Genomic DNA, 23,277 nt, shown 5'->3' with positions numbered 1-23,277 from the left:
TCGCTGTTTTAAAAGATGTGAGCCTACTGTAAGACTGATTGTTGTTCTTTTATAGTGAATAATAGTGAATGGGTTGTTCTCTAACAGGGAAAATAAGATTGCTTGGTTATCTTAAAAAGGGGTATTTTTAACGCGTTGACTAGCCAGCGGGCGCGGTAACGTTTATCTATAAACGTCTTCTGGTCATCGCTGTTTTGACAGGAACAGGCCCCTTCTTATGTCACCCAATAAAAACTTACATGACTGGGTTAAGCTGGCCCACTCTCCCTCACAAATAGAGCGCCTCGAAGCGTTTTTTGGCGGCCACGGGTATGCGCTTCATCGCCATGATACCTACGCCATTGGCCGTACGTTGTCCGGCGTGCAACGTTTTAACTATCGCGGCAGCCGGCGAAATAGCCTGCCCGGCGGCACCATCGTCCTGCACCCGGATGAAGTCCATGATGGGGAAGCGGGTACGGAGGCGGGGTTCCGGTATCGGATGATATATATCGAGCCTGCATTAATTCAAAAAATAGTGGGCGGCAAGCCGCTACCTTTTATTCCGGGCGGCCTTTCGGATGACCCACGGCTCTTTGCCGCGGCGCAACCTTTGCTGCGGGCGATGGATGACCCATTTGAAACGCTTGAAGAAGAGGATGCGCTTTATGATCTGGCCCAGACGCTGGCGGTGGTCGGAGGACAACGCCACCCACGGCGGGTGTATGACTATCAGGCTGCGGAGCGGGCAAGGGAATATATCCACACCTGTTTTGATGAAAACATTACCCTGGAGAGACTTTCTGAGATCAGCGGAAGAGATCGCTGGAGCCTGAGCCGTGATTTCCGGGCGCTGTTTGGTACCAGCCCCTACCGGTACGTCACCCTGCGCCGTCTGAAACATTGCAGGCGGCTGATGTTATCAGGCGGGAATCTGGCAGATATTGCCATCGATGCGGGCTTTTCAGATCAAAGCCACATGACCCGCCAATTTATCCGCAACGTCGGTGTGCCGCCGGGCCGCTGGCTCAGGTTCATCAAAGGCGGCTGAGCACACCGTTGCACAATCGTTCAAGATTTCGGTCAGCCAGGGTCACTATGCTGAACGCTTCTTAAATAAGGAGCCTGCAGATGTATCAGCCTATTAATTTCGCACATAAATTCTCTCTTTTTACCGAACAATGGCAGCCAAAAGTCATCGCCGAAATGAATGACTATCAGTTTAAGGTGGTGAAAATTCACGGTGATTTTGTCTGGCATTCTCATCCAGAAACGGACGAGGTGTTTATTGTGCTGGAGGGCGCGCTGCGCATTGATTTCCGGGAGGGTGAGGTCTGGATTAAGCCGGGAGAAATGTACGTAGTGCCGCGCGGGGTGGAGCATAAACCCTATGCCGGTGTTGAGACTCAACTGATATTGATCGAACCTCGCGGCGTATTGAATACCGGCCATGAAGGCGGAGAACGGACGGCAGTAAATGATGTCTGGATTTGAGCATCCGGACGTTGGCGCAATGGCAGCTTAACGTGACATCAGCCTGACCCCCGTGCTAGCGCGGAGGCCGGGCATAAAAAAGCCCCCGTCTTGCAGCGGGGGCTTTTTAGTTATTACGGGTGGTTCACTTCCAGCGGGCGCAGGTCAAACAGCAGCACTTCCGCCTGGTCGCCGCCGCTTAAGGTCAGCGAGGCTTCATCCCGGACGCGTGCGCCGTCACCGGCGGTAAAGGCGATGCCGTTGATGTTCACGCTGCCGCGGGCCACATGGATATAGGCGTAGCGGTTCTGCCCGAGCGCAAACGTCTGCTGCTCATCACCATCAAACAGCCCGGCGTAGATCTTCACGTCCTGGCGCACCCGCAACGCGCCGTTGCTGCCGTCCGGCGAGACAATCAGGCGCAGCTGGCCGCGTTTTTCACTGTCCGGCACTGACACCTGCTGGTAGCCCGGCGTGGTGTTCTTCTCATCCGGCACAATCCAGATCTGCAGGAAGTGCACCCCGTCGCTGGTGGAGTGGTTGAACTCGCTGTGCGTGACCCCCGCACCGGCGCTCATCAGCTGCACATCACCCGGGACAATCACCGAGCCGGTGCCCATCGAGTCTTTGTGCGCCAGCGCCCCTTCCAGCACATAGGAGATGATCTCCATGTTGTTGTGGGCGTGCGCCCCGAAACCGCGTGATGGCGCAACCCGGTCATCATTAATCACCAGCAGGTCGGAGAAACCGGTCTGTTTCGGGTCCCAGTAACCGGCGAACGAAAAGGTGTGATATGAGTTCAGCCAGCCGTGATTACCCTGGCCACGTTGTTCAGACAGTCTTTGCTCGATCATGGTGTTCTCCTTGGGGATGGGGTGAAAGGCGGTTGCCCTTCCTATGGGGAACAAGTATACGTAAACTGTTTTGCTCAACAATCGGCTGGAATGACAATCACTGTCACAATCAGGTGGACAATGTGCAGATAGAAGACCTCCGTATTTTTATCACGGTGATCCGCGCCGGGAGCTTTACCGCCGCGGCGGATCAGCTGTTGCTGTCGAAGCAGTACGTCAGCCGGCGGATGGCGGCGCTGGAGGCGTCATTGGGCGCGCGGCTGTTGATCCGCAACACCCGCAAGCTCTCCGTCACCGAGGCGGGGCAGGTGTTCGGCCAGCATGCGCAGCGCATCCTGGATGACATCCACGAGGCGGAACAGGCAGTGGGCGAACGCCGCCAGGCGCTGCACGGCACCTTCCGCATCAGCATGCCGATGTCATTTGGCATGAGCCACCTCTCGCCGCTGATTGCCGAATTCCTGAGCCTGTACCCGGCGGTGCGGTTTCAGGTTGAGCTGGGAGACCGGCAGGTGGATCTGATTGGTGAGGGGTTTGACATCGCGATCCGCATCGGCACGCTGGCGGACTCAACGCTTATCGCCCGCCGCCTCGGCCGGCTTACGCGGGTCATCTGCGCCAGCCCCGCCTACCTCAAGCGCGCCGGGGAGCCGCAGACCCCGGAGGATCTGCTGGCGCACGCCTGCCTGCGTTACGGCCGGGAAGGGCAGACCGGCTGGGAGCTGGTGCAGGACGGCAAGCGCAAAATGCTGGATGTGCAGGGGCCGATCATCAGCAACAACGGGGAGGTGCTGCGTGACGCAGCGATCGCCGGGCTGGGGCTGGTGTTGTTGCCGGCGTTTATCGTCGGCCCGGCGCTGAAAAAGGGCGAGCTGGTGCCGGTGCTGGCGGCGCACCACCCCGCGCCGCTAAGCCTGAACGCACTCTACTCCCAGCACCGCCAGCGCAGCGAAGTCACCCGCGTCTTTTTGTCATTTTTGGAGGCGCGGCTGAAGGCACAGGGGACGGAGTAAAGAAAGGCAATGATCAAGGGCTGGCATTTAAAGACCGAATGGTCTAGATTGAAACCATGAACAGAGAAACGTTACGCCCCGCCCCGCGTGGCAGGCCCAGAGAATTCGATGTAGACGCCGCCGTAGAACGCGCGATGCAGGTCTTTTGGTCGCGCGGCTACCACGGCACCTCGCTGCCCGATCTCCTTGAGGCGACGCACCTGTCGCGCGGGAGTTTGTACGCGGCATTTGGTGACAAACATGGCCTGTTCCTGCGCACGCTGGACCGCTATATCGACGATGCCCTGGCGCGGCTGAATACCGAGCTTGATCCGCACAAACCGGCGCTGGACGGCGTGCGTGCCTGTCTGGCCGGCTACGTAGACCGCACCAGCGGCGTTGCCGGGAAACGCGGCTGTTTAGTGGTGGCAACCGCCATGGAGCTGGCCGCGCACGATGCTGAGGTCAAAAAGCGCATCGGCCGGTTCTTTACAGCGCTGGAGACGCAGCTTGCCGCGGCACTGGCCCGCGCCCAGGCGGCAGGGGAGCTGGCGGCCGGGGTTGAACCGGCCGCCGCCGCCCGCCTGCTGCTCTGTGTGCTTGAAGGGATGCGCGTCGTCGGCAAAACAGGCCCGGAACCGGCGGTGTCCCATGCGGCGGTTCAGAGCCTTATCGACCGTTTAGTCAGGTAACGCGCCCCCGCTGCGGCGCGTTTTTTCAGGCCTATATCTAGACCGATTGGTCTTTAAAGAGGGGAGTCGCGATGTCTCTGATACAAATTCTCTGTGCGCTGCTGGTGCCGCTGTTGTGGGGCGTGCAGTTTGTGGTTATCAAGGTCGGGCTGGCGACTTTTCCGCCCCTGTTTTTTGTCGGGCTGCGCTTCGCCGCCGTGGCGCTGATGCTGCTGCCGTTTGTCGGGCGGCCGACCCGGCGCGAACTCGGGCCGATGATCGCCATTTCCGTATTTTTCGGCGGCCTGAACTTTGCGTTGTTTTTTCTCGGGCTGGAACACGGGCTGGCCAGCGTCTCCGCCGTGGCCAACCAGCTCTCCACCCCGTTTACCGTGCTGCTCGCCTGGCCTTTTCTCGGGGAGCGGCCGTCGGCGCGCATTCTGTTTGGCCTGGCATTGGCCTTCGGCGGCGTGGCGCTGACGGTGGCAGAACCCGGTGCCACCGTCAGGATGCTGCCGACCCTGCTGGTTGTCGCGGCCGGGTTCTGCCTGGCGGTCGGCAGCGTACTGACGAAACGCTACGGGCCGTTTGAGCCGTTAAAACTCATGGCCTGGATGTCGCTGTTCACCGTGCCGCAGGTGATGGCGGCCTCCTTTCTGTTCGAACAGGGGCAGCTCGCCGCGCTCCATACCGGCAGTGTGTCGGCGTGGCTGGCGTTCGCCTACACCGTGCTGTTTGGCGCGATTACCGGCTGGGGCCTCTGGTTCTGGCTGATCGCCCGCTGCTCCATGAGCCGGGTGGCACCGTTTGCCCTGCTGCAAATCGTTTTTGCCGTCATCGCCGGAGTGATTTTCCTGCATGAACCGCTGTCGCTGACGCTGGTGGCCGGTGCGCTGGTGGGCATCACCGGTGTCGCCATTACCCAGACCCGTGCCGCCCAGCGGCCGGAAACATAACACCGCAATAGAAGAGAGGAGAACTTACGGATGGCTACGTTTGTATTAGTGCATGGGGCGTTTCAGGGGGCCTGGGTGTGGAGCAGGCTCGCCCGGCTGCTGCGGCAACAGGGCCATGACGTCTATACGCCGACCCTGACCGGGCTGGGGGAGCGGGCGCACCTCGCCGGCGGCGCGATCACGCTGGACACCCATATTCAGGATATCGTGAACGTCTTCCACTATGAAGATATCCAGGAGGCGGTGTTATGCGGCCACTCCTACGGCGGGATGGTGATTACCGGCGTGGCTAACCAGATCCCCGGCCGGCTCCGCGCACTGGTGTTTATTGACGCCTTCGTCCCGGCGGCCGGTGAATCGCTGATTGATGTTCAGGGCGAGGGGGCCGCCGCGCTCTGGGTGGCGCAAGCCGCCGAAACGGGCGGGATGATCCCGCCGCTGAGCGCCGCGCTGTTCAACGTGAACGAGGCCGATGCGGCGCGGATCGATGCCCTGTCATTGCCGCAGCCGCTGGGCACCTTCGTACAGGCCGTGCAGGGCGGGATCGAGGCGCCCGCCCTGCGCGCGCTGCACCGCACGTTCATCTTTGCCGGGGCCAACGGCGGGGATTGGTTCGTCTCAACCCATCTGCGGCTGAAAGACCACCCTGACTGGCGGGTGCACGACATTGCCTGTGGCCACAACATCATGCTCGACCGGCCTGAGGAACTCGCCGCGCGCCTGCTGGAAGAAACCACCCGGTGAGGCCATCCGGTCAGGGATAGCCGGTGCCGCACCCCAACGCATGGCATTTTGCTTAATTTTTCACGAAATAAAACATTCGCTCATTATATCCATACTCATTATTGTAAAGTCATAATATCCTCCCAAATCAATCTGGTGGTTCTTACGATCGCGATAATTCTGGCTGGGGGGCCTTGCGGCATCACCCACAGCAAAAACAGGACGTAACGATGGATCAGATAGTGTATGTGGTGGACGATGATGAGGCGGTCAGGCGTTCGCTTGTCCGCTTGCTTGAGTCAGCAGCGTACCCGGTGGCGGATTTCGCCTCTGCCGGGGCGTTTCTTGCGCACCCTTTCAGCCCGATCCCCAGTTGCCTCATTCTTGATATGAACATGCCGGTGTCCAATGGGTTTGAGGTGGCCGAAATGCTGCATAACAACGGCCACGCCATCCCGATTATCTTCCTGACCGGGTTCGGTACCATCCCGATGTCGGTGAAGGCGATGAAAGCCGGGGCGCATGAGTTCCTGACCAAGCCGGTAATGGCCGAACAGCTGCTGCACGCGGTGGCGGAGGCGTTGCAGCTGGCGGAGAAGAACCTCACGCTCTCCTGTGAGCAGCTGGCGCTGCGGCAGCGGCACCAGACCCTGACGCCGCGTGAGTGCGAAGTGCTGGAACTGGCCATCGGCGGCCTGCTGAACAAACAGATCGCCAACGCGCTGGGCGTGAGTGAAATTACCGCCAAAGTGCATAAACGCCGCGTGATGGAAAAAATGCAGGCCCGCTCGCTGGCGGATTTGGTCAGGGCCGCAGAGCGCCTGAATATTCTGAAATCCCAGAGCCGTTAACCCGCCCCTTGAGAGGAGAAGCCCTTGAATACCCCAACGTTGCCCGAACCGCGCGCCCAGCTGAAAGCGATGTCCGCTGTGCTGCGCCGGCTGCACAAAGCGCTGGTAGAGAGTGAAATGGCGCAGTTTGGCGCGGTCGGCAGCGCCTTTGATCAGCTGCAACTGCTCACCAGCCACCCGCAATTTGCCTGGTTACAGCAGATTTCTGCGATCCTGGTCAGCATCGATGAGCGGCTGGATGATAAAGAACAGGATGTGGAACAGGCCACGGTGCAGGCCTATAAGGGCCAGATTGAATGGCAACTGGCACCCGGGGAAAATAGCAGCGCCTTCCACCAGAAGTACCTCAGCGCTTTGCAGGATTCCCCCGCCGTGGCCATGGCCCACGGGGAACTGCGCCGCCAGTTCGCCTCCCTGCCGGGTACGCCGGCCGGTGATCGCCATGATGGCGATACGGCATAAACCGGACGCTTACCGCTTTCAGGTAAGCGTTTATCGCAGCAGGTGCAGCACCGTTAATTAACGCAATGCGTTATTTGCCGGTTTTGCTCAATTGTTATCTGAAATCAGCATTATTACTGTTTAATTCCTGTGCTAACTTGGCAGGAATTCACCTGACAGGAAAATAATGAGATGGCAGATAATAATAAAATTAAGCGCGCTTCGCGGGTTAACATAGCACTGGCGGCATTGATTTCATCCGCTATTTTACTGGCATTGCCGGCACAGGCGAATGAAAGTGATGCCGGCGTGCCTTCATTAAAAGGGAAACGCATTGGTATTACGGTGGCAGGCACCGACCATTACTGGGATTTAAAAGCGTACCAGGGGCAAATTGATGAGGTCAGGCGCCTCCGTGGTACACCGGTTGCGCTGGACGGCGGCCGTAAAGAGGCCCAGCAAATATCGCAAATACAGACGCTTATCGCACAAAAACCCGATGCAATTATCGAAACGTTGGGGACTGCATCAGTACTGGAACCCTGGTTGAAAAAAATCCGCGCTGCGGGTATTCCGCTATTCACCGTTGATACTGCCAGCCCATCAAGTATTAATGTGACGACCTCAGATAACTTTTATATCGGCGAACAGCTGGCCTTAAAGCTGGTTAATGATCTGCGGGGTGAGGGGAATATTCTGGTATTTAATGGGTTTTATGGGGTGCCTGTGGTCGCCATGCGTTACGACCAGTTAAAAGCGGTATTAAAATGGTACCCTAAAATAAAAATCATTGAGCCTGAGTTGCGTGATGTCATTCCCAATACGGTGCAGGATGCTTATTCGCAAATCAGCCAGCTGTTAAATAAATATCCGAAAGGATCGGTACAGGCGATCTGGGCTGCGTGGGATGTGCCGCAGATTGGCGCGACCCAGGCAGTGGATGCTGCCGGCCGTAACGAGATTAAAACCTACGCGGTGGATGGCAGCCCGGACGTGGTCTCCCTGGTAAAAGATCCGCAGTCCAGCGCGGCGGCGGTTGTCGCGCAGCAACCCTACCTGATCGGTAAAACTGCCGTACAAAACGCCGCCCGTTATCTGGCCGGCGAGCGTAATCTGCCGCCTGCCACTTACGTACCGGCATTGGTCGTGACAAAAGAGAATGCGGCTGACGTGCAGAAAACGCTGGGCCAGTCTGATGGCAAGTAATACGCCGCTGCTGGCGCTTCACCAGATTGATAAGGCTTTCGATGGCGTGCCGGCACTGCGTCAGGTCAGCCTTGTTCTGGCAGCCGGGGAGATACATGGGCTTATTGGCCACAACGGTGCCGGTAAATCCACCCTGATTAAAATCCTGGGCGGGCTGCAGCCGGCCGACGGGGGGCAAATCTGGCTGGATGGCCGGCAGATACATATTGATTCGCCCGGCAAGGCACGGGCGCTGGGGATTGAAATTGTGCACCAGGAACGTTTGCTGGCACCCACACTCACGGTGGCGGAAACGCTGCTGTCAGGCGAGGAACCCGTCTGGCCGGGCCTGCGCCTGATCAATCGCCGCCGCCTCAGGCATGTCGCCCGCCAGGCCATACAGCATTACTTCGGGCTGGATATCAACCCTGACAGCCTGATAGCAGACCTGAGCGTGGCGGAGCAGCAGATTGTGCAAATTACCCGGGCGCTGCGGCACTCGCCGCGCGTGCTGGTGTTTGATGAGCCGACGGCTGCGCTGGCGCGCCATGAAGTCACGGCTCTGTTTAAGGCCATTCGCCGGCTCAGGGAACAAGGGTTGGCAGTGCTGTATGTCTCTCACTACCTTGATGAGATAAGCGAGTTGTGCCAGCAGGTCAGTGTGCTGCGTGACGGCAGGAATGTGGCGCAGCATACCGTGAGCACCGTGACCCCGCACCAGTTAATCCACGACATGCTGGGTAACGCCCTGCGTGAAGGGCCGCCGCGTCAGTCGCAACGGCGTGAGCAGACATTACTGCAGGTGACGGCGCTGTCCGCAGAAGGCCGCTTCAGGGAGGTCAGTTTCAGCGCCCGGTCTGGTGAGATCCTCGGCATCACCGGGCTGCTGGGTTCCGGCGGCAAAGCGCTGGTGCGTGCGCTGTTCGGCCTGGAGAGCGGCCTGACCGGCACCATAATCCTGAACGGGCGCCCGCTGCTGCCGCGTACGCCTCATCAGGCCGTAAAACAGGGCATTGCTTTTGTACCGGAGGATCGCCGGGCGAACGGCATCGCACCGGCGTTGAGCGTCCGGGAAAATATTGCCCTGACCTCGTTAACGTCGCTGGTCAGCGGGCTTTTTATTGACCGTCGCCGTGAACAGGCGCTGGTGGCAGGCAATATCGAACGGCTGGGTATCCGCACGCCCGGCATGGAAGCACCGCTGCGTGCGCTTTCCGGGGGTAACCAGCAGAAGGTTGTGCTGGCCAAGTGGCTCAATACTGACGCATGGCTCTACCTGCTGGATGAACCTACGGTAGGTGTTGATATCGGTGCCAAGGCGGAGATCTACCAGGCCTTGCATAACCTGGCCGCGGAAGGGGCGGTCATTATTGTGTTCTCGGCCGATCTGCTGGAACTGCAGTCCCTTTGTGACCGTATTCTGGTCATGGCCCGGGGCAAGCTGGTAAAAACGCTGGATGCAGCCGCCACCGATCATCATGAACTCCTGGCCTGGGCATCGGGTGCCGTGTCCGGAACACTTGCAGGAGCCTCGCATGAGTGAACGCGCGTCTGACATGCCGTCCGCCCCTGTACGGCCGCGAGCCGGCAAAGGCGCACAGTGGTTACAGGGCGGGGCGCTGCTGATTATCATCACGGTGCTGGCCGTTTTTGCCTTTCTGTCACCCCTCTTTCTGACCCTGAGCAATCTGGGCAATGTCCTGCAGCAGACCGCCGTCACCGGCACGCTGGCTTTTGGCCTCTCGCTGGTCATGGCCGGGGGAGGCAGCCATTCGCTGACCGGGGGTATGGATTTATCCGTGGCAGCCAACATGGGGCTCAGCGCTGCGGTGCTGGCCACTCAGCTGGCAGCCGGCCACTCACTGACCGCGTCACTGACTCTGGCCCTGTTGAGCGGCGTAGCCCTGGGGGCACTGAATGCGGTTGCCGTGGTATGGCTGCGTATCCTGCCGTTACTTGCCACCCTGACGACGATGAATATCGCTATCGGGCTGGAGATGGTGTTAACCCAGAACGCCACTGTGCCGGTGAGTGGCCCGCTGTTTGAGGCATTACTCACACCCGGGCCGCTGACGTTATCGTGGCTGGCGTGGGCATTTGTGTTGCTGACCGCCGGGTTTATTTTTCTGGCCCAGGGGAGCCGCTTTGGCCTGCGGCTCCAGGCTGTGGGCGGCCACCCACAGGCTGCCCGCGCGAATGGCCTGGCCGTCGGGCGCTATCTTGCTGCCAGCTATGTGTTGTGCGGCCTGGCGGCGGCGCTGGCTTCGTTTGGTTCCGTTACCCTGCTCAGCGGCAGCTCACCCGGTTCCGGTGACAACCTGCTGATGGTCATTGCCGCCGTGTTGCTGAGCGTGGTGTTCTCACGGCGGCTGGTGCCAACGGTAACCGGTACGTTAATCAGTGCGCTGTTCCTGAGCCTGATTGCCAATGGCTTCCAGCTGATCAACATCTCCAGTTACTGGATTAATGGGGTTGAAGGTGTGCTTATCCTGTTGGTGGTGTCGTTAACGGCATTGCTGCGCCAGCGTCAACTGAGGAGTAACGTCCGTGTCTGAATTATTCTTCCCGGCATTACGTGCGAAAACAGGCGGTAATCTGCCTGGTCTGGTGATGCTGCTGGCATTCGTGCTGTTGCTGCTGCTGTTCAGCCTGTTTGTGCCGGGGTTTTTTACCGGCCGCAATATCGAAAGCGTGTTGCTGAATAATGTCGCGCCGCTGGCCATTGTGGCGCTGGCGATGACCGTGGTGGCAACGATGGGCGCCGTTGACCTGTCTGTGGGGACGGCCATTGATTTTTCTTGCCTGGTTTTGATGACGCTTACCCTGCATCATGCCGGGCTGCCGCTGGCCATCATTGCCGCGATGCTGGCAGCCCTCTGCGTGGGGCTGTTTAATGCTTTCCTGGTGGCAGTACTGGCGGTAGAGCCCTTTTTGGCCACCCTCGGCACGCTGTTTATTGGCCAGAGTATCCAGCAACTCTCCTCCAACGGCGGCCAGCCGATTTACCTGTTAAGCCAGGTGCTGCCCGCAGGATTTACTGCCATCAGCCGCGGTACGCTGCTCGGCATGCCGATACCGCTGTGGATAGTGGCGGTGCTGGCGGTTGGGCTGCATCTGCTGCTGCAAAAAAGCCGGCATGGCCGGGCGCTCACGCTGTTTGGCAGTCAGAGCAGCGTCGCCCGCTATTCCGGGATTGCCACCCGGCGCCTGATTACGCTGGCGTTTGTGCTGAGTGCCGTGACGGCCGGAATCGTGGGCCTGCTGCTGGCATCCAATGTTAAAGCCTGGGTACCGCTGTCCGGCAATGCTTACCTGCTGAATGCCATTGGTGCCGCGTTTATCGGCAGCACGTTCTCACCGTCCGGCCGCCCCAGCGTGGTGGGTACGCTGCTGGGCGTGGTGCTGTTGAGCTTTATCGCTAACGGGTTGCTGTTGATCGGCTGGAATTTTTACTGGCAGCAGGTCGCGACCGGCGGGCTGATTTTTGCCGTGCTGGCCACCGGGGCGATTAATCGCCGCCAGAAGGAGACCGGCTGATGAAAAAACCGTTTATTCTGTTTGGTTTTATGATGAACGTGGTGGGCCACCTTTCCGCCGGCCTGTGGCGGCATCCGGATGATCAGGCCACACGCTACACCGACATCAATTACTGGATAAGCCTTGCCCGCCTGCTGGATGACGCGGGATTTGATGCCCTGTTTCTGGCCGATGCGCTGGGCCAGCTGGATGTCTATCAGCAGCTTCCCGACGCCGCGCTCCGGGGGGCCGCCCAGATGCCGGTCAACGATCCGTTATTGCTGGTCTCCGCGCTGGCAGCGGCTACCCGCCACCTTGGCTTTGGGATCACGGTATCTACGACGTACGAACAGCCCTATCTGCTGGCGCGTAAGTTCACCACCCTCGATCATCTGAGCAACGGGCGGGTGGCATGGAACATCGTCACGTCCATGCTTGACTCGGCGGCACGCAACCTCGGTATGACGCAGCAGATCCCGCATGATGAACGTTATGCGCGCGCGCAGGAGTTTGTTGATGTCACGTGCAAACTCTGGGAAGGGTCATGGGAAGCGGATGCGGTAACGCGCGACAAGCTGGCAGGGATTTACAGCAACCCGCAAAAAGTCCATGCCATTGGCCATCATGGGCGGTATTACCAGGTACCGGATGCCCATTTGAGTGAACCCAGCCCGCAGCGTACCCCGGTACTGTTTCAGGCCGGCACGTCTGCCCGCGGCAGCCTGTTTGCAGCGGTTAATGCGGAGGTGGTTTTTATGGCCGGGCTGACCCCACAAGCGATTCGCACTGACATAAACACCCTTCGCCAGCTGGCGGCTGAACAGGGGCGTGATCCTGCGTCCCTGCGTTTTATCGCTGCCGTGACGGTGGTAACCGGCGCAGACGATCGCGACGCGCAGGCCCGCTATCAGGCGTTTCAGCAGTACATCAGCCAGGACGCCGCCCTGGCACTTTTCTCTGCCTGGACCGGCGTGGACTGGTCGGCGTTTGACCTGGACCGTCCGCTGGAATATATCGAAACGGAGGCCTGTCGCTCGGCACTGGCCAGCCTGACCCGTATCGACAGCGGCCGGCAGTGGACACTGCGTGAGGCAGCGGACACCATCGGCATTGGGGGGCTTCACCCAACGCTGGTAGGCGGCCCGCAGGCGATTGCCGACCAGTTAGAGCAGTTTGCAGAGGAGGCGGGCGTTGATGGATTTAACATTGGTTACGCCATCAGTCCCGGCAGTTTTGAAGATTTTGTCCGTTATGTGGTGCCGGTTCTTAAGGCGCGGGGGCGCATGGCTGAACGTCCGGCCCACCCGCTGACACTGCGGGAACGGCTGTTCGGGGCAGGGCAGCGCCATTTACCCGCTGACCACCCGGCAAGCCATTTTCGTCGGCCATCATAAAAAACCTGCCTGAAGCGGGTTTTTTATCTGCCAGCGCCATGCATGGCGGGGATAATTTTAATGGTCATTGAAAAGACAATTGGCCTGGTGAAAATACTCTGACCTGTGTGGCGGCGTTGAAAATAGCGATGAAAAGAACGCGCCGGCGGCTGGGAATAGCCTGGGTATTTCAAAGTTAATTTCCAGAAATCGTTATTGATAATTCATCCTTAGCCATAAAGCCGGACTGTGTAGAATGACGCTCTATTACCCCCTGATTATTCTGCGACTTATAATAGTGTACGCAAGGAGCTTTTATGCATCTGGCACGTTTCCCCCGGGTCACGTTGGGGCATTTCCCGACGCCACTTGAACCCCTTGATAATTTAAGCGCCCTGTTAGGCGGCCCGAAAATATGGATCAAACGTGATGATGCCACCGGGCTGGCCGGCGGGGGAAATAAGACGCGTAAGCTGGAATTCCTGTTAGCCGATGCACGACAGAAAAAAGCGGATGTGATTATTACCCAGGGCGCAACGCAATCTAACCATGTGCGCCAGACGATTGCCGGTGCGGCGAAATTAGGCCTGGCCGCACACGTCTTGTTAGAAAAGCGCGTGACCGACTTTGGAGAGGAGTATCAGCGTTCCGGCAACGTCTTACTCGACCATCTGCTGGGGGGCAAAATCGTGGCGCACTTGCCGGGCGGCACGGACATGCAAAAGGCGATGGACGAGTACGCCGCTGAACTGCGTGAAAAAGGGCACACGCCTTACGTCATCCCCGGCGGCGGTTCCAACCCGATTGGTGCCCTGGGGTATGCCGCCTGTGCGGAAGAGTTGTTGTACCAATCTTCACAGCAGCGGTTACGCATCGACCTGGTGGTTCATGCCACAGGCAGTACCGGCACCCAGGCCGGATTGGTGGCCGGGTTCAGTGCCACCAACAGCCATGTGCCGGTGCTGGGTATCAGTGTGCGGGCACCCAAAGAGAAACAGGAAGAGAACGTCTGGAATCTGGCGTCGCGTACGCGTGAACTGCTGGGCGTACCGGGTGAGCTCTCGCGCCATGCGGTCACTGCCAACAGTGATTACGTTGGCGAGGGATATGGGTTACCCACGGAAAGTATGCTGGAAGCCTTACGCCTGCTGGCCCGCCACGAAGGTATTTTGCTGGATCCGGTCTACTCCGGAAAAGGGTTTGCCGGCCTTATTGATTTGATCCGCAAAGGGCATTTCCGTCAGGACGAAAATATCGTCTTCATTCATACCGGCGGCTCGGCGGGCTTGTTCGGTTATCGGCAGGTGCTGGAGGCGTGAGCCAGCCGTTCCTGCTTGGGGTGCTGGGCGGCATGGGGCCGCTGGCCACCGTGGACTTCATGTACAAGTTGCTGGCCGCGACGCCGGCCGCCGACGATCAGCAGCAAATCCCGGTGGTGGCCTGGAACGTCCCGCAAATTGCCGATCGGCAGAAAGCGCTGGCGGGCCTTGGGCCATCCCCATTGCCCCAGCTGTTGCAGGGCATCCATAGGCTGAATGAAGCCGGTGCCAGCCACATCGCTATCCCCTGCAATACTGCGCACCACTGGTATGGCGCGTTACGCGAAGCCAGCACCGCGCCGTTGCTGCACATTGTGGAGGCAACGCTGGAGAAGCTGCAAACCGCACCTGCGCGCCCTGAACATGTTGGCATCATCGCCACCCAGGGCACGCTGGATGCCGGCTGGTTTCAGCAGGGGTTAACCCGGCTTGGGATCACGCCGGTGTTGCCCACAGCAGATGAGATGCAGAACTGGTTTGTGCCCGGTTGCTACGCCGTGAAACGCGGTGCACCGGCAGAGGGTGGGGCATTGCTGTTGCGCCAGGCGCAGGCATTGTGCGCACGCGGCGCCGGGGCGTTGATTCTGGCGTGTACCGAAGTGCCGGTCGCGTTGCAGGCAATAGGGGCGCCGGCCTTGCCGCAGACTTTTGACCCGGCCGTTGCCCTGGCGGAGCGCTGTTCGCAGCTATGGCAGGCATACCGTCAGGCCGCTTTCTCATAACATAAACCGTGGCAGAAATGCCGATCAATAAACCATGTTGCGCCGGATATTCATGACTGCGCTATTTTTTGACGTCTACACAGGGTGAATAGAGTGAAAAAACAGATCTGCTTATTACTGGCAGCAGGGAGTATATGGGCAAATAGCAGCGTTGCTGCATCACCTGATGAAGTGCGTATTGCGTATAGCGGCGGCTCTCAGGTTTTAATGCTGGCGAAAGCCGATGGCTCATTAGATAAAGCGTTACACACCAAAGTGAAATGGGTGCAATTTGCCTCAGGGGCGGATGCGTTGAGTTATTTCGCCAGCAACGCCATTGATATTGCCAACTTTGGTTCCAGCCCGGCCACTGCCGGCATTGTGCGTAAATTGCCGGTAGAAATTATTGGCGTGGCCGGTGTTATTGCCAGCTATGAACGCCTGATTGGAAAAGAGGGCATAAATACGCTGTCGGATATCGAAGGTAAACGTGTGGCCTATCCCCCGAATTCCACGGCGCAATATGCGCTGGAAGCGGCGATCACCGTAAATAAACTCGACCGCAGCAAAATCACCCTGCTGCCGCTGCGCCCGGCTGACATGGTAGCCGCCTGGAAACGCGGCGATATCGATGCCGGTTACGTCTGGGCACCCTTTGCCCAAGCGCTTGAGTCCTCTGGCGGCCATCAGGTGTTTGCCACCAAAGATCTGCAGAAAAATGGTTACCTGATCTACAACAACTACGTCGTGCGTAAAGCGTTTGCCGAGCAATATCCTGACGCAGTCACCGCCTTCCTGCGTGTGCACCAGGAAAAGGTCGACGCCTTCAAACGGGATCCGGAACACGCGGCCGCCATTGTCGCCAACGAGGTGGGCGCCCCGGTGACGACGGCAGCCAATACGCTGGGTGGGCTGGAGTACCCGACGCTGGCAGAGCAGGGGACGGCCGCATGGCTGGGTAACGGCACGCAAACCAGTGACAGCGGTATCGGCAAAGCACTGACCAAAACCGCCGGTTTCCTGGCAGACATCGGCGAAATCCGCAAGCGCGATATCCCGGCCAACTGGGACAGCGCCATTGATTCCCGCTATATCCGTGATGCGGCGGCAGCACCGAAATGAAGATGCAGCGTCAAATCACTGTCAGTGTGATGTCGGTGGTGATTTTTTTGAGTCTCTGGCAACTGGCGGCCACCCGGCAATGGGTGGACCCGCTGTTGCTGCCGTCCCTGACGGACATCGGTTTAACCACCGGGGAGTTGTTAGCGGACGGTTATCGCCAGATACCGCTATGGCAGCACATCGCCGTGAGCCTGGCCCGCGCGTTAAGTGCGTTTTCTGTGGCGATCGTGCTCGGCGTCCCGCTGGGGTTGCTGATGGGCATGTCTGAAGGCCTGGCGGCGGTGCTGAACCCGTTTGTACAGTTTTTGCGGCCGCTGCCGAAAATCGCCCTGATCCCGCTGGCGGTGGTGTGGCTGGGTATCGGCGAGGCCTCGAAGTTCTTCCTGATCTTCATCGCCACGTTTTTGAGCGTGGTGGTCGGGGCGGGTGCAGCGGTTGAGCGTATTGGGCGTTCACGCATCCGCGTGGCACAAACCCTGGGGGCCTCCCGCCGGCAGATTTTCCTGCGGGTGGTCTTGCCGGATGCGCTGCCGGAATTGTTCACCACCGTCAGGCTGTCAATTGGTATTGGCTGGACGTCGCTGATTGCGGCGGAGATGGTTGCCGCCAATTCCGGTCTCGGCTGGATGGTGATCAACGCCAGTTCCTATTTACGCACTGACATTGTGATGCTGGGCATTTTACTGCTCGGCGGCATCGGTTATTTGCTTGATTTACTGCTTCTGGGCTTACAACGCCTGTTTGTGCCCTGGGCCGGGAAAGAATAATGGCTGTACAGATTGCGCTGGAAAATGTGTCGCTGCGGTTTGCCGCAAAACCTCAACCTTTCACCGTGCTGGAAGAGATCTCGTTATCGCTGCAAAAAGGCGAGTTTGTTGTGCTGCTTGGGCCGTCCGGCTGCGGGAAGTCAACGATCCTGAATTTAGTGGCGGGCTTTAACCAGCCCGACAGCGGGCGGGTGCTCTGTGGCGGCGAGCCGGTCCAAAAGCCGGGGCCGTCACGCGGCATGATCTTTCAGCAGCCAAACCTGTTTCCGTGGCTGTCAGTGCTGGAAAACGTCACCTTTGGCCCCCGGCTGGGAAAATATCGCAAAGAGCACGTCAATGCTGAGGCGCTGGACTGGCTGGCGCGTGTCGGGCTGAAAGGCTTTGAGCACCATGCCCCATGGCAGCTTTCCGGCGGCATGAAACAGCGCGTGGCGCTGGCCCGCGCCTGGCTGCCCGGCCCGGAGGTGCTGCTGCTCGATGAGCCGTTTGGCGCACTCGATGCCCAGACACGCATGATGATGCAGGAGCTGCTGCGCACCGCCTGGCTGGAAACGCGCACCACCCTGCTGTTTGTGACCCATGATGTGGATGAGGCGCTGTTCCTGGCCGACCGCATTCTGGTGATGTCGGCAAAGCCGGGGAAAATCGTCGATGAGATTACCCTGCCGTTTGGGCGCGAACGCGATATCGAAACCCTCGCCGCGCACCCCCGTTACAGCGAAATAAAGCATCACGTTCTTCACCGCGTCCGTCAGGAGGCAAAACGTCATTTACGCTAATCCCGGCATCCGGTGCAGGCAGGGGAAACCGCCCTGCACTGCCGGCAGCTGCCCCGGAGTAATCACCTTATCCCCCTTCCCCTTCCGTCGGCAGCACAAAGGTAAAGCAACTGCCGTGCGGCTGGCGGGCTTCTGCGGTGAGTTTGCCGCGGTGGCGTTCGATGATCGCGTGGCTGATGGTCAGGCCCATGCCCATGCCCTGCGCCTTGGTGGTGTAGAAGGAGTCGAACACCCGCGCCATCACCGCCGGATCGAGGCCGATGCCGCTATCCGCAATGCAAAACCGCAGGTAACCCGGGGCCGGGTTGCTGGAGGAGAGCGTCAGCAGGCGCGGGCGGTCGGTGACGTCGATCATCGCATCGATGGCGTTGGCCACCAGATTGAGCAGCACCTGCTGGATCTGCACGCTATCACTCCAGATAAAGGGATGCGCGGCCTGCAACGCATACTCTACGCCGACCTGCCGCCGCTCCAGCTCGCTGCGGGAAAGCATCATGATGTGGTGGGCAATCTGGTGCAGATCGACGCGGGCAAACGCCGGAGGCTGATTGCGCGTCAGCGCCTGCAAACTGCGGATAATTTCACCGGCGCGCTGCCCCTCGCTGATGATCTCCTCCAGCCCGGCGCGGGCGTTGTCCAGCTGCGCCGGGTCACGGTTCAGCCAGCGCAGGCTGGCCCCGGCGTTGGAAACGATCGACATCAGCGGCTGGTTGATCTCATGGGCAATAGAGGCGGTCAGCTGGCCCACGGTGGTGGCGCGCGCCACCCGTGCCAGATCGGCCTGCGCCACCCGCGCGGCGTCCTCCGCCTGCCGGTGGGCGGTGATGTCGGTGATGGTGCCGAAATACTCTTTGACCTCCGCCCCGGCCGGCACCGGGTTGCCAATCCCCAGCAAGTGGCGGATGGCACCATCCGTGCGGATAATGCGGAACCCGGCGCGCATTGTGACGTGGTCACGTACGCTCTCTGTCACCAGCGTGCTGATGCGCGGGTGGTCATCTGCGTGAACCCGCGTCAGGAAATCCGCCATCGAGATGCTTCTCTGGCTGGGCGGCAGCCCCAGGATGCGCCCGTACTCGTCGGAAATCACCATCAGATCCTGTTGCACGTCCCAGCGCCAGGTGCCGGTGTGGCTGATCTGCTCACCCAGCATCAGCGAGGTCTGGCTGGCGCGCAGCTCTTTCTCCACCCGGCGGCGCTGGATGTTCTCCTCCAGCAGCTCCGCGTAGAGCCGGGCGGTCTCCAGCGACACCGCCGCCTGCGCCGCCAGAATGCCGATGATTTTTGAATGCTCGGCGGTGAATACCTCCGGCATCAGCCGGTTCTCCAGATAGAGCACGCCCACCAGCCTGGCCTGTTTGAACATCGGCACACACATCACCGCCGCGCCGGAGGTCACCAGATAGGGATCCTGGCTGAACGGGCTGAACTCGCCCGGTTTGCCGGTACGGATCTCCTGGCCGGTGCGGATCACCGCAGAGAGCACTGACAACGGCAGATCGGCCGCGCCCGGCGCCTCTTTCACAATCTGTACCTGCACGCCACCGGAGGTGGTGTCGGCACGGGCCTCAATCTCCGGCAGGTGGTTCTCCGCCACGCGGATCAGCACCCCGCGCTGTGCCCCGGCGCGCTCCAGCAGCATGGTCATCAGGATCTGGATCAGCCGCCCGAGGTTAATCTCCTCAGAGAGAGCGCGCGCGGCATTAATCACGCTCTGTAAGTCGCGGATCTCCTCGTTCTGGGCAAAGGCGATGGTGTCGTAGGGCGAGGTATGCCTCGGCACCACCAGATGCGGGTACTGCCGTTCAAGCTGCCGCACCCGCGCCTGTGCGCCGCAACGCCCCCAGGCGGCCATCGCCCCCCGGAAGTGCGCATCGGCCGCCGTGGGGTAACTGCGCCCCTGCACAAAGCGCCCGGCCAGTTCGTGCGCCAGCCCGTTGATATGATCGAAGGCCGCTTCGCGTGAAAGCCGGATCGCCTTCTCATACAGCTTCATCGCCAGGCTGTGCTGCGCATCCAGCCGCGCCATCTCGGCATACACCAGCGCCTCTTTGTCTGCGAAGGTGCCGGGGTTCAGCTGCGCCCACAGCGCCAGCTTGCGGTAGTGCGGTTGCAGCCGGCGGCGGTGCGCCGGGGTGATGCTCTCCGGCGTGAGTTGCTGGGTCAGCGAAAGAATGCTGAACAGGTGGTAATCCAGCAGGTGAATATGCCCCGGTGCCGACCAGCTCAGGCTGCCTGCGGTGCTGAGGCACGCCGCAGCCTGGGAAAATGCCCCGGCCGCGAAGTGCGCCAGCGCCTTGTAGAGCCAGAACCAGAACATCAGCGTCGGCATCGGGTCGCGGGTACCCGGCAACAGCGAGTCCGGCAGGAACCCGTCGCCGCTCAGCGAGGCGGCGTTCGGGTCGCGCAGGTGCTCTACCAGGTGCCGCTGGATCAGCAGAATGGTCTCGATATCCTGAAAATGCGCCTTGCGCACAAACGCCAGCCCACGGTCGATGCTGGTCAGCACGCCGTCCAGGTGGTCGCCGCGCGTCAGGAAATTGATCACCTGATGGCAGGTGGCGAAACAGGCGGAGGTCAAATCGCCGTGGGTGACGCCCGCCGTAAAGCAGGCTTTGGCGCACTCCACGGTAAAGGCCAGGGGCTGCGTCCAGACGCTGAGCTGGTCGAGCGGCAGCAGGATTTTGGCCTCGGCGTTGAGGTAATGGTGTCGGCCCACCAGTTCCCGCGCCAGCAGGCCGTAGCGGAAACCGTCCCGGTAATCCTCATAGCGGTGGCCGATAAGCACCCCGAACCAGGCAAGTGCCGTGGCCCCGGCCCCGGTCATGCCGTGGTCGAGCGTCAGGTGCAGCATCCGGCAGAGGATCAGGAAATGCAGGCGCGGGCAGCAGAAGCCGGCGAAAATCCCGGCGCTGGCCAGCAGGTTCATCACCGCTTCGGTGTCGCGGTTGTCCATGCGCGGCAGGGCATGGAAGGCGGCCGCCGGATCGCTGCCCACCCGCGCACGCATCGCCTCGTAGGCCGCATCACACTCTGCGGCGTCCGGGTAACGGCTGAGCGCGATGCCGAACACCGAAAGCCAGGCGAGCGCCGTTTCCAGCGCCTGTTGCCGGTGGGATTGCCTCATATGGATCTCCGCCAGCAGGCAGGCGGCCACTGCCTTCTCCGCCAGCCCGCCGGGCCGGCCCGCCAGTTGGGCACAGAGCCTTGCTGCGGTGGCGAGGTTGCCGAGCAGAAATTCACACTCCGCCTCCTCCAGATCCAGCGTGAAGGTAAGGGGGTCGTCCGGCACGCTATGGTCAGCCAGGGCGCGGGCCGTACGCAGATAACCCAGTGCGGAGAGCGAATCGCCGGTGCGTTTGGCACGCTGCGCCGCCAGCAGGCTCAGCTCGCGGAACATCCGGCGCTGCGGCAGCGGCTCACTTGCATCCATGGCGGAAGCCACATGGTGCACCGCCCGGAACAGCGTGTCGTTGCCGGTGGCCTGCCGCGACATCTCCGCCAGCAGGCTGGCAGTAGCCAGGTGCAGGCGGCGCTTTTCGGCCGGGTCGAGCAGGGCGATGGCCGCTTCCTGCACCCGGTTATGGGTAAAGGCATACTCATTGGCGGACAACGTGATCAGCTGCGCCGCCACCGCCGGGTGCAGTACCCGGCGCGTTTCCGCGATGTCTGTGCCGGCCACACGGGTAAGCACCGCCAGGTTCCCGGTGCCGCCCAGACAGGCCAGGCTGCCGAGCAGCGTCCGCGTGGCGGGCGGCATCTGCACCAGTTGTTGCAGCACCAGCCCGGCGACATTTTCGGTGTAATGGCGCGCGCGGATGGCCGGAAGATCGTAATGCCACTTTTTATGGGGCTGCTGGTGGGTCACCAGCCCGTCATCCACAATGCGTTTGACAAATTGCTGCACGAACAGCGGGTTGCCGCCGGTTTTCTCATGCACCAGCGCGGCCAGCGGGGCGATGCCGGCGGCACACAGCCCGGCCAGGGAAGCCCCGTGCTGGGCGTGGGTGTCATCGCGGTGCGCCACCACCATCAGCAGCGGCAGCGCGGTGCTGTTGCCCATCACATATTCCAGCAGTTGCAGGCTGGCCGCATCCACCCAGTGAATGTCATCGATCAGCAGCACCAGCGGGCAGCACGGCGTGGCAAACGCCTTGATCAGGCAGAGCACCATGTGGTTGAAGCGCGCCCGGGCATCAATCGACAGCGTATCCGGCGGGATCCAGGCGGGTTTGTCCAGCAGCAGGCCCAGCTCCGGCACCAGGTTTATCGCCAGCCCGGCATAACTGCCGAGCGTCTGGCTGAGCCGCGCTTTCCAGCGGGCGATCTCCGCGACCGGCAGCCCCAGGATATGCAGCGCCAGTGACTGGAAAGCGGAAGTCAGCACCGCGTAGGGTAACGCCGGGTGGTATTGGTCAACGTTGCTGACCGCCAGCAGCGCCGGGTGGTGTTGCAGCGCACGCAGCGCCGAGGCGATAAGCGAAGATTTCCCGATCCCGGACGGCCCGCTCACCACCACCAGCGCCTGCGTGCCGCTGCGGCTCACCTCGCTGAAGGCGGCGAGCAGCGCACGGCTCTGGGGGTGCCCGGTGAACAGGGTGTCAGAGAGCGCCAGGGCGGCGGCGCGATCCTGCAACCCCAGGGTAAACGGCGTGAGGCTGCCCGAGGGGGAGACGGTCGCCCGGCAGCGGCGCAGATCGGCCATCAGCCCTTCCGTGGTCTGGTAACGGTTTTCCGGTGATTTGGCCAGCAGCCGCAGAATCATCGCCGAGAGGATGTCCGGCGTGCCGGGGCGCAGCTGATGCGGCAGCCGCGGCTCTGAGGCGATATGGTGGTGAATCCACTCCGCCTGCCCGGCGTCGGTGAGATCAAACGGCAGGCTGCCGGTCAGCAGTTCATACAGCACGATGCCGAGGCTGTAGAGATCGCTGCGGTGGTCCACCGCGCGCCGGGTGCGGGCGGCATGTTCCGGTGACATATAGGCCAGCGTCCCGCCTGCGGCGGCAACCGTGGTCTGCGCGCCGGTGCCGGGTGCGCCGGACGCCAGCCCGAAACCGCCCAGGCGGCAACTGCCGTCATTATTGACAAACAGATTACCGGGCTTGATGTCGCCATGGACAAGGCCATGCCGGTGCATCTGTAACAACGGGGCGCAGAGTTGCAACGCCAGATCCAGAAACGTCACCATGTCGCCGGCAGGCGTGCCGGTGACGCGCGTCAGGGTATCAAAGGGGAAGGGGCGGTAGAGCAGCGCGTAACGGCCATGGTAGAGCGCCGTGGCGACCGGGATCACCGCCCAGTCCGCGGCGAGGTGGCCGCGCAGCGCGAACTCATTTTTCAGCAGCAGCGTCGCCTGTGGCTCCGCTTCTTCACCAGCGGCAGTGGCCAGAATGCATTCGCGGCCGGTAACCGGGTGCCGGCACCATGACCAGGCGAGGCAGCCATCCTGCGCCAGCGGCATAAACACCACGCGCTCATCCAGGGTAAAGGCCGGTTCATCTGCCTGGTTATCCCCGGCAGGCCAGTCGGCCTGGGGCGCGTTATTGCTCATCGTGGTGCTCCTCCCGGAGTGCGC

At 60.8% G+C, this 23,277-nt stretch carries 20 protein-coding genes; 18 read left to right on the top strand and 2 right to left on the bottom strand.

Annotated elements, in window-relative coordinates; translation table 11 throughout:
- Positions 1 to 217 precede the first annotated feature (217 nt).
- Together CYR55_RS20555 and CYR55_RS20550 are read left to right on the top strand one after the other, a co-directional pair.
- Positions 218 to 1,030: an AraC family transcriptional regulator gene (locus tag CYR55_RS20555; RefSeq protein ID WP_101818212.1), complete on the top strand. Its 813-nt coding sequence runs from the start codon at positions 218 to 220 to the stop codon at positions 1,028 to 1,030.
- An 80-nt stretch (positions 1,031 to 1,110) separates the two neighbouring features.
- Positions 1,111 to 1,473, top strand: a complete 363-nt coding sequence (locus CYR55_RS20550) for a cupin domain-containing protein (RefSeq protein WP_101818211.1) — start codon at positions 1,111 to 1,113, stop codon at positions 1,471 to 1,473.
- Between the two features lie 113 nt (positions 1,474 to 1,586).
- Here the strand turns inward: CYR55_RS20550 and CYR55_RS20545 are convergent, their stop codons facing one another.
- Positions 1,587 to 2,306: a pirin family protein gene (locus CYR55_RS20545; protein ID WP_101818210.1), complete on the bottom strand. Its 720-nt coding sequence runs from the start codon at positions 2,304 to 2,306 to the stop codon at positions 1,587 to 1,589.
- A 122-nt stretch (positions 2,307 to 2,428) separates the two neighbouring features.
- Between CYR55_RS20545 and CYR55_RS20540 the strand changes: the two genes are divergently transcribed.
- The 16 genes from CYR55_RS20540 (at position 2,429) to CYR55_RS20465 (ending at position 17,702) form a co-directional block, all read left to right on the top strand.
- Positions 2,429 to 3,319 carry a LysR family transcriptional regulator gene (locus tag CYR55_RS20540; protein ID WP_101818209.1) on the top strand — a complete coding sequence of 297 codons (891 nt, stop codon included), beginning with the start codon at positions 2,429 to 2,431 and terminating at the stop codon, positions 3,317 to 3,319.
- Between the two features lie 134 nt (positions 3,320 to 3,453).
- Positions 3,454 to 3,990 carry a TetR/AcrR family transcriptional regulator gene (locus CYR55_RS20535; RefSeq protein WP_206604054.1) on the top strand — a complete coding sequence of 179 codons (537 nt, stop codon included), beginning with the start codon at positions 3,454 to 3,456 and terminating at the stop codon, positions 3,988 to 3,990.
- A 71-nt stretch (positions 3,991 to 4,061) separates the two neighbouring features.
- Positions 4,062 to 4,925 carry a DMT family transporter gene (locus tag CYR55_RS20530; protein ID WP_101818207.1) on the top strand — a complete coding sequence of 288 codons (864 nt, stop codon included), beginning with the start codon at positions 4,062 to 4,064 and terminating at the stop codon, positions 4,923 to 4,925.
- 30 nt (positions 4,926 to 4,955) lie between these two features.
- Entirely contained in the window at positions 4,956 to 5,669 is a 714-nt protein-coding gene (locus CYR55_RS20525; protein ID WP_101818206.1) for an alpha/beta fold hydrolase, read from the top strand.
- Positions 5,670 to 5,878: 209 nt separating this feature from the next.
- Positions 5,879 to 6,499, top strand: a complete 621-nt coding sequence (locus tag CYR55_RS20520; RefSeq protein ID WP_101818205.1) for a response regulator transcription factor — start codon at positions 5,879 to 5,881, stop codon at positions 6,497 to 6,499.
- A gap of 24 nt (positions 6,500 to 6,523) precedes the next feature.
- Complete coding sequence (locus tag CYR55_RS20515; RefSeq protein ID WP_101818204.1) at positions 6,524 to 6,961, top strand: hypothetical protein; 438 nt, start codon at positions 6,524 to 6,526, stop codon at positions 6,959 to 6,961.
- Positions 6,962 to 7,132: 171 nt separating this feature from the next.
- Positions 7,133 to 8,146 (top strand): sugar ABC transporter substrate-binding protein, encoded by a 1,014-nt coding sequence (locus tag CYR55_RS20510; protein WP_101818203.1) that lies wholly within the window; start codon positions 7,133 to 7,135, stop codon positions 8,144 to 8,146.
- On the top strand, positions 8,136 to 9,668 hold the full coding sequence (locus CYR55_RS20505; protein ID WP_101818202.1) for a sugar ABC transporter ATP-binding protein: 1,533 nt from the start codon (positions 8,136 to 8,138) through the stop codon (positions 9,666 to 9,668). The genes CYR55_RS20510 and CYR55_RS20505 overlap by 11 nt, the downstream gene beginning before the upstream one ends.
- Positions 9,661 to 10,680, top strand: a complete 1,020-nt coding sequence (locus CYR55_RS20500; RefSeq protein WP_175580823.1) for an ABC transporter permease — start codon at positions 9,661 to 9,663, stop codon at positions 10,678 to 10,680. Before CYR55_RS20505 ends, CYR55_RS20500 begins: the two co-directional genes overlap by 8 nt.
- On the top strand, positions 10,673 to 11,662 hold the full coding sequence (locus tag CYR55_RS20495) for an ABC transporter permease (RefSeq protein WP_241522198.1): 990 nt from the start codon (positions 10,673 to 10,675) through the stop codon (positions 11,660 to 11,662). Before CYR55_RS20500 ends, CYR55_RS20495 begins: the two co-directional genes overlap by 8 nt.
- Entirely contained in the window at positions 11,662 to 13,035 is a 1,374-nt protein-coding gene (locus CYR55_RS20490; RefSeq protein ID WP_101818201.1) for an LLM class flavin-dependent oxidoreductase, read from the top strand. The genes CYR55_RS20495 and CYR55_RS20490 overlap by 1 nt, the downstream gene beginning before the upstream one ends.
- A gap of 296 nt (positions 13,036 to 13,331) precedes the next feature.
- The gene (gene cuyA, locus CYR55_RS20485; RefSeq protein WP_101818200.1) at positions 13,332 to 14,333 is read left to right on the top strand and encodes a D-cysteate sulfo-lyase; all 1,002 of its coding nucleotides are present in this window, start codon (positions 13,332 to 13,334) and stop codon (positions 14,331 to 14,333) included.
- Entirely contained in the window at positions 14,330 to 15,055 is a 726-nt protein-coding gene (cuyB, locus tag CYR55_RS20480) for a cysteate racemase (RefSeq protein ID WP_101818199.1), read from the top strand. Before cuyA ends, cuyB begins: the two co-directional genes overlap by 4 nt.
- Before the next feature lie 93 nt (positions 15,056 to 15,148).
- Positions 15,149 to 16,156, top strand: a complete 1,008-nt coding sequence (locus CYR55_RS20475; RefSeq protein ID WP_101818198.1) for a taurine ABC transporter substrate-binding protein — start codon at positions 15,149 to 15,151, stop codon at positions 16,154 to 16,156.
- Positions 16,157 to 16,158: 2 nt separating this feature from the next.
- Positions 16,159 to 16,923, top strand: a complete 765-nt coding sequence (locus CYR55_RS20470) for an ABC transporter permease (RefSeq protein WP_420912743.1) — start codon at positions 16,159 to 16,161, stop codon at positions 16,921 to 16,923.
- A complete protein-coding gene (locus tag CYR55_RS20465; protein WP_101818196.1) occupies positions 16,923 to 17,702 on the top strand; it encodes an ABC transporter ATP-binding protein in 780 nt (259 codons plus the stop codon). Before CYR55_RS20470 ends, CYR55_RS20465 begins: the two co-directional genes overlap by 1 nt.
- Before the next feature lie 67 nt (positions 17,703 to 17,769).
- On the opposite strand, the gene CYR55_RS20460 is transcribed toward CYR55_RS20465, so the two are convergent.
- On the bottom strand, positions 17,770 to 23,253 hold the full coding sequence (locus tag CYR55_RS20460; RefSeq protein ID WP_101818195.1) for a trifunctional serine/threonine-protein kinase/ATP-binding protein/sensor histidine kinase: 5,484 nt from the start codon (positions 23,251 to 23,253) through the stop codon (positions 17,770 to 17,772).
- Between the last annotated feature and the right edge of the window lie 24 nt (positions 23,254 to 23,277).

The organism is Chimaeribacter californicus, from assembly GCF_002858675.1.
GTDB classification, from domain to species: domain Bacteria; phylum Pseudomonadota; class Gammaproteobacteria; order Enterobacterales; family Enterobacteriaceae; genus Chimaeribacter; species Chimaeribacter californicus.
Note: the sequence above shows the minus strand (reverse complement) of the source record. Positions and strands in the feature narration are given on the sequence as shown.

Bases quoted from the DNA above. Each gene is read 5' to 3' on its own strand.
- CYR55_RS20555 (WP_101818212.1), top strand. From the start codon at position 218: ATGTCACCCAATAAAAACTTACATGACTGGGTTAAGCTGGCCCACTCT.
- CYR55_RS20550 (WP_101818211.1), top strand. From the start codon at position 1,111: ATGTATCAGCCTATTAATTTCGCACATAAATTCTCTCTTTTTACCGAA.
- CYR55_RS20545 (WP_101818210.1), bottom strand. From the start codon at position 2,306: ATGATCGAGCAAAGACTGTCTGAACAACGTGGCCAGGGTAATCACGGC.
- CYR55_RS20535 (WP_206604054.1), top strand. From the start codon at position 3,454: ATGCAGGTCTTTTGGTCGCGCGGCTACCACGGCACCTCGCTGCCCGAT.
- CYR55_RS20530 (WP_101818207.1), top strand. From the start codon at position 4,062: ATGTCTCTGATACAAATTCTCTGTGCGCTGCTGGTGCCGCTGTTGTGG.
- CYR55_RS20525 (WP_101818206.1), top strand. From the start codon at position 4,956: ATGGCTACGTTTGTATTAGTGCATGGGGCGTTTCAGGGGGCCTGGGTG.
- CYR55_RS20520 (WP_101818205.1), top strand. From the start codon at position 5,879: ATGGATCAGATAGTGTATGTGGTGGACGATGATGAGGCGGTCAGGCGT.
- CYR55_RS20510 (WP_101818203.1), top strand. From the start codon at position 7,133: ATGGCAGATAATAATAAAATTAAGCGCGCTTCGCGGGTTAACATAGCA.
- CYR55_RS20505 (WP_101818202.1), top strand. From the start codon at position 8,136: ATGGCAAGTAATACGCCGCTGCTGGCGCTTCACCAGATTGATAAGGCT.
- CYR55_RS20500 (WP_175580823.1), top strand. From the start codon at position 9,661: ATGAGTGAACGCGCGTCTGACATGCCGTCCGCCCCTGTACGGCCGCGA.
- CYR55_RS20490 (WP_101818201.1), top strand. From the start codon at position 11,662: ATGAAAAAACCGTTTATTCTGTTTGGTTTTATGATGAACGTGGTGGGC.
- cuyA (WP_101818200.1), top strand. From the start codon at position 13,332: ATGCATCTGGCACGTTTCCCCCGGGTCACGTTGGGGCATTTCCCGACG.
- CYR55_RS20470 (WP_420912743.1), top strand. From the start codon at position 16,159: ATGCAGCGTCAAATCACTGTCAGTGTGATGTCGGTGGTGATTTTTTTG.
- CYR55_RS20465 (WP_101818196.1), top strand. From the start codon at position 16,923: ATGGCTGTACAGATTGCGCTGGAAAATGTGTCGCTGCGGTTTGCCGCA.
- CYR55_RS20460 (WP_101818195.1), bottom strand. From the start codon at position 23,253: ATGAGCAATAACGCGCCCCAGGCCGACTGGCCTGCCGGGGATAACCAG.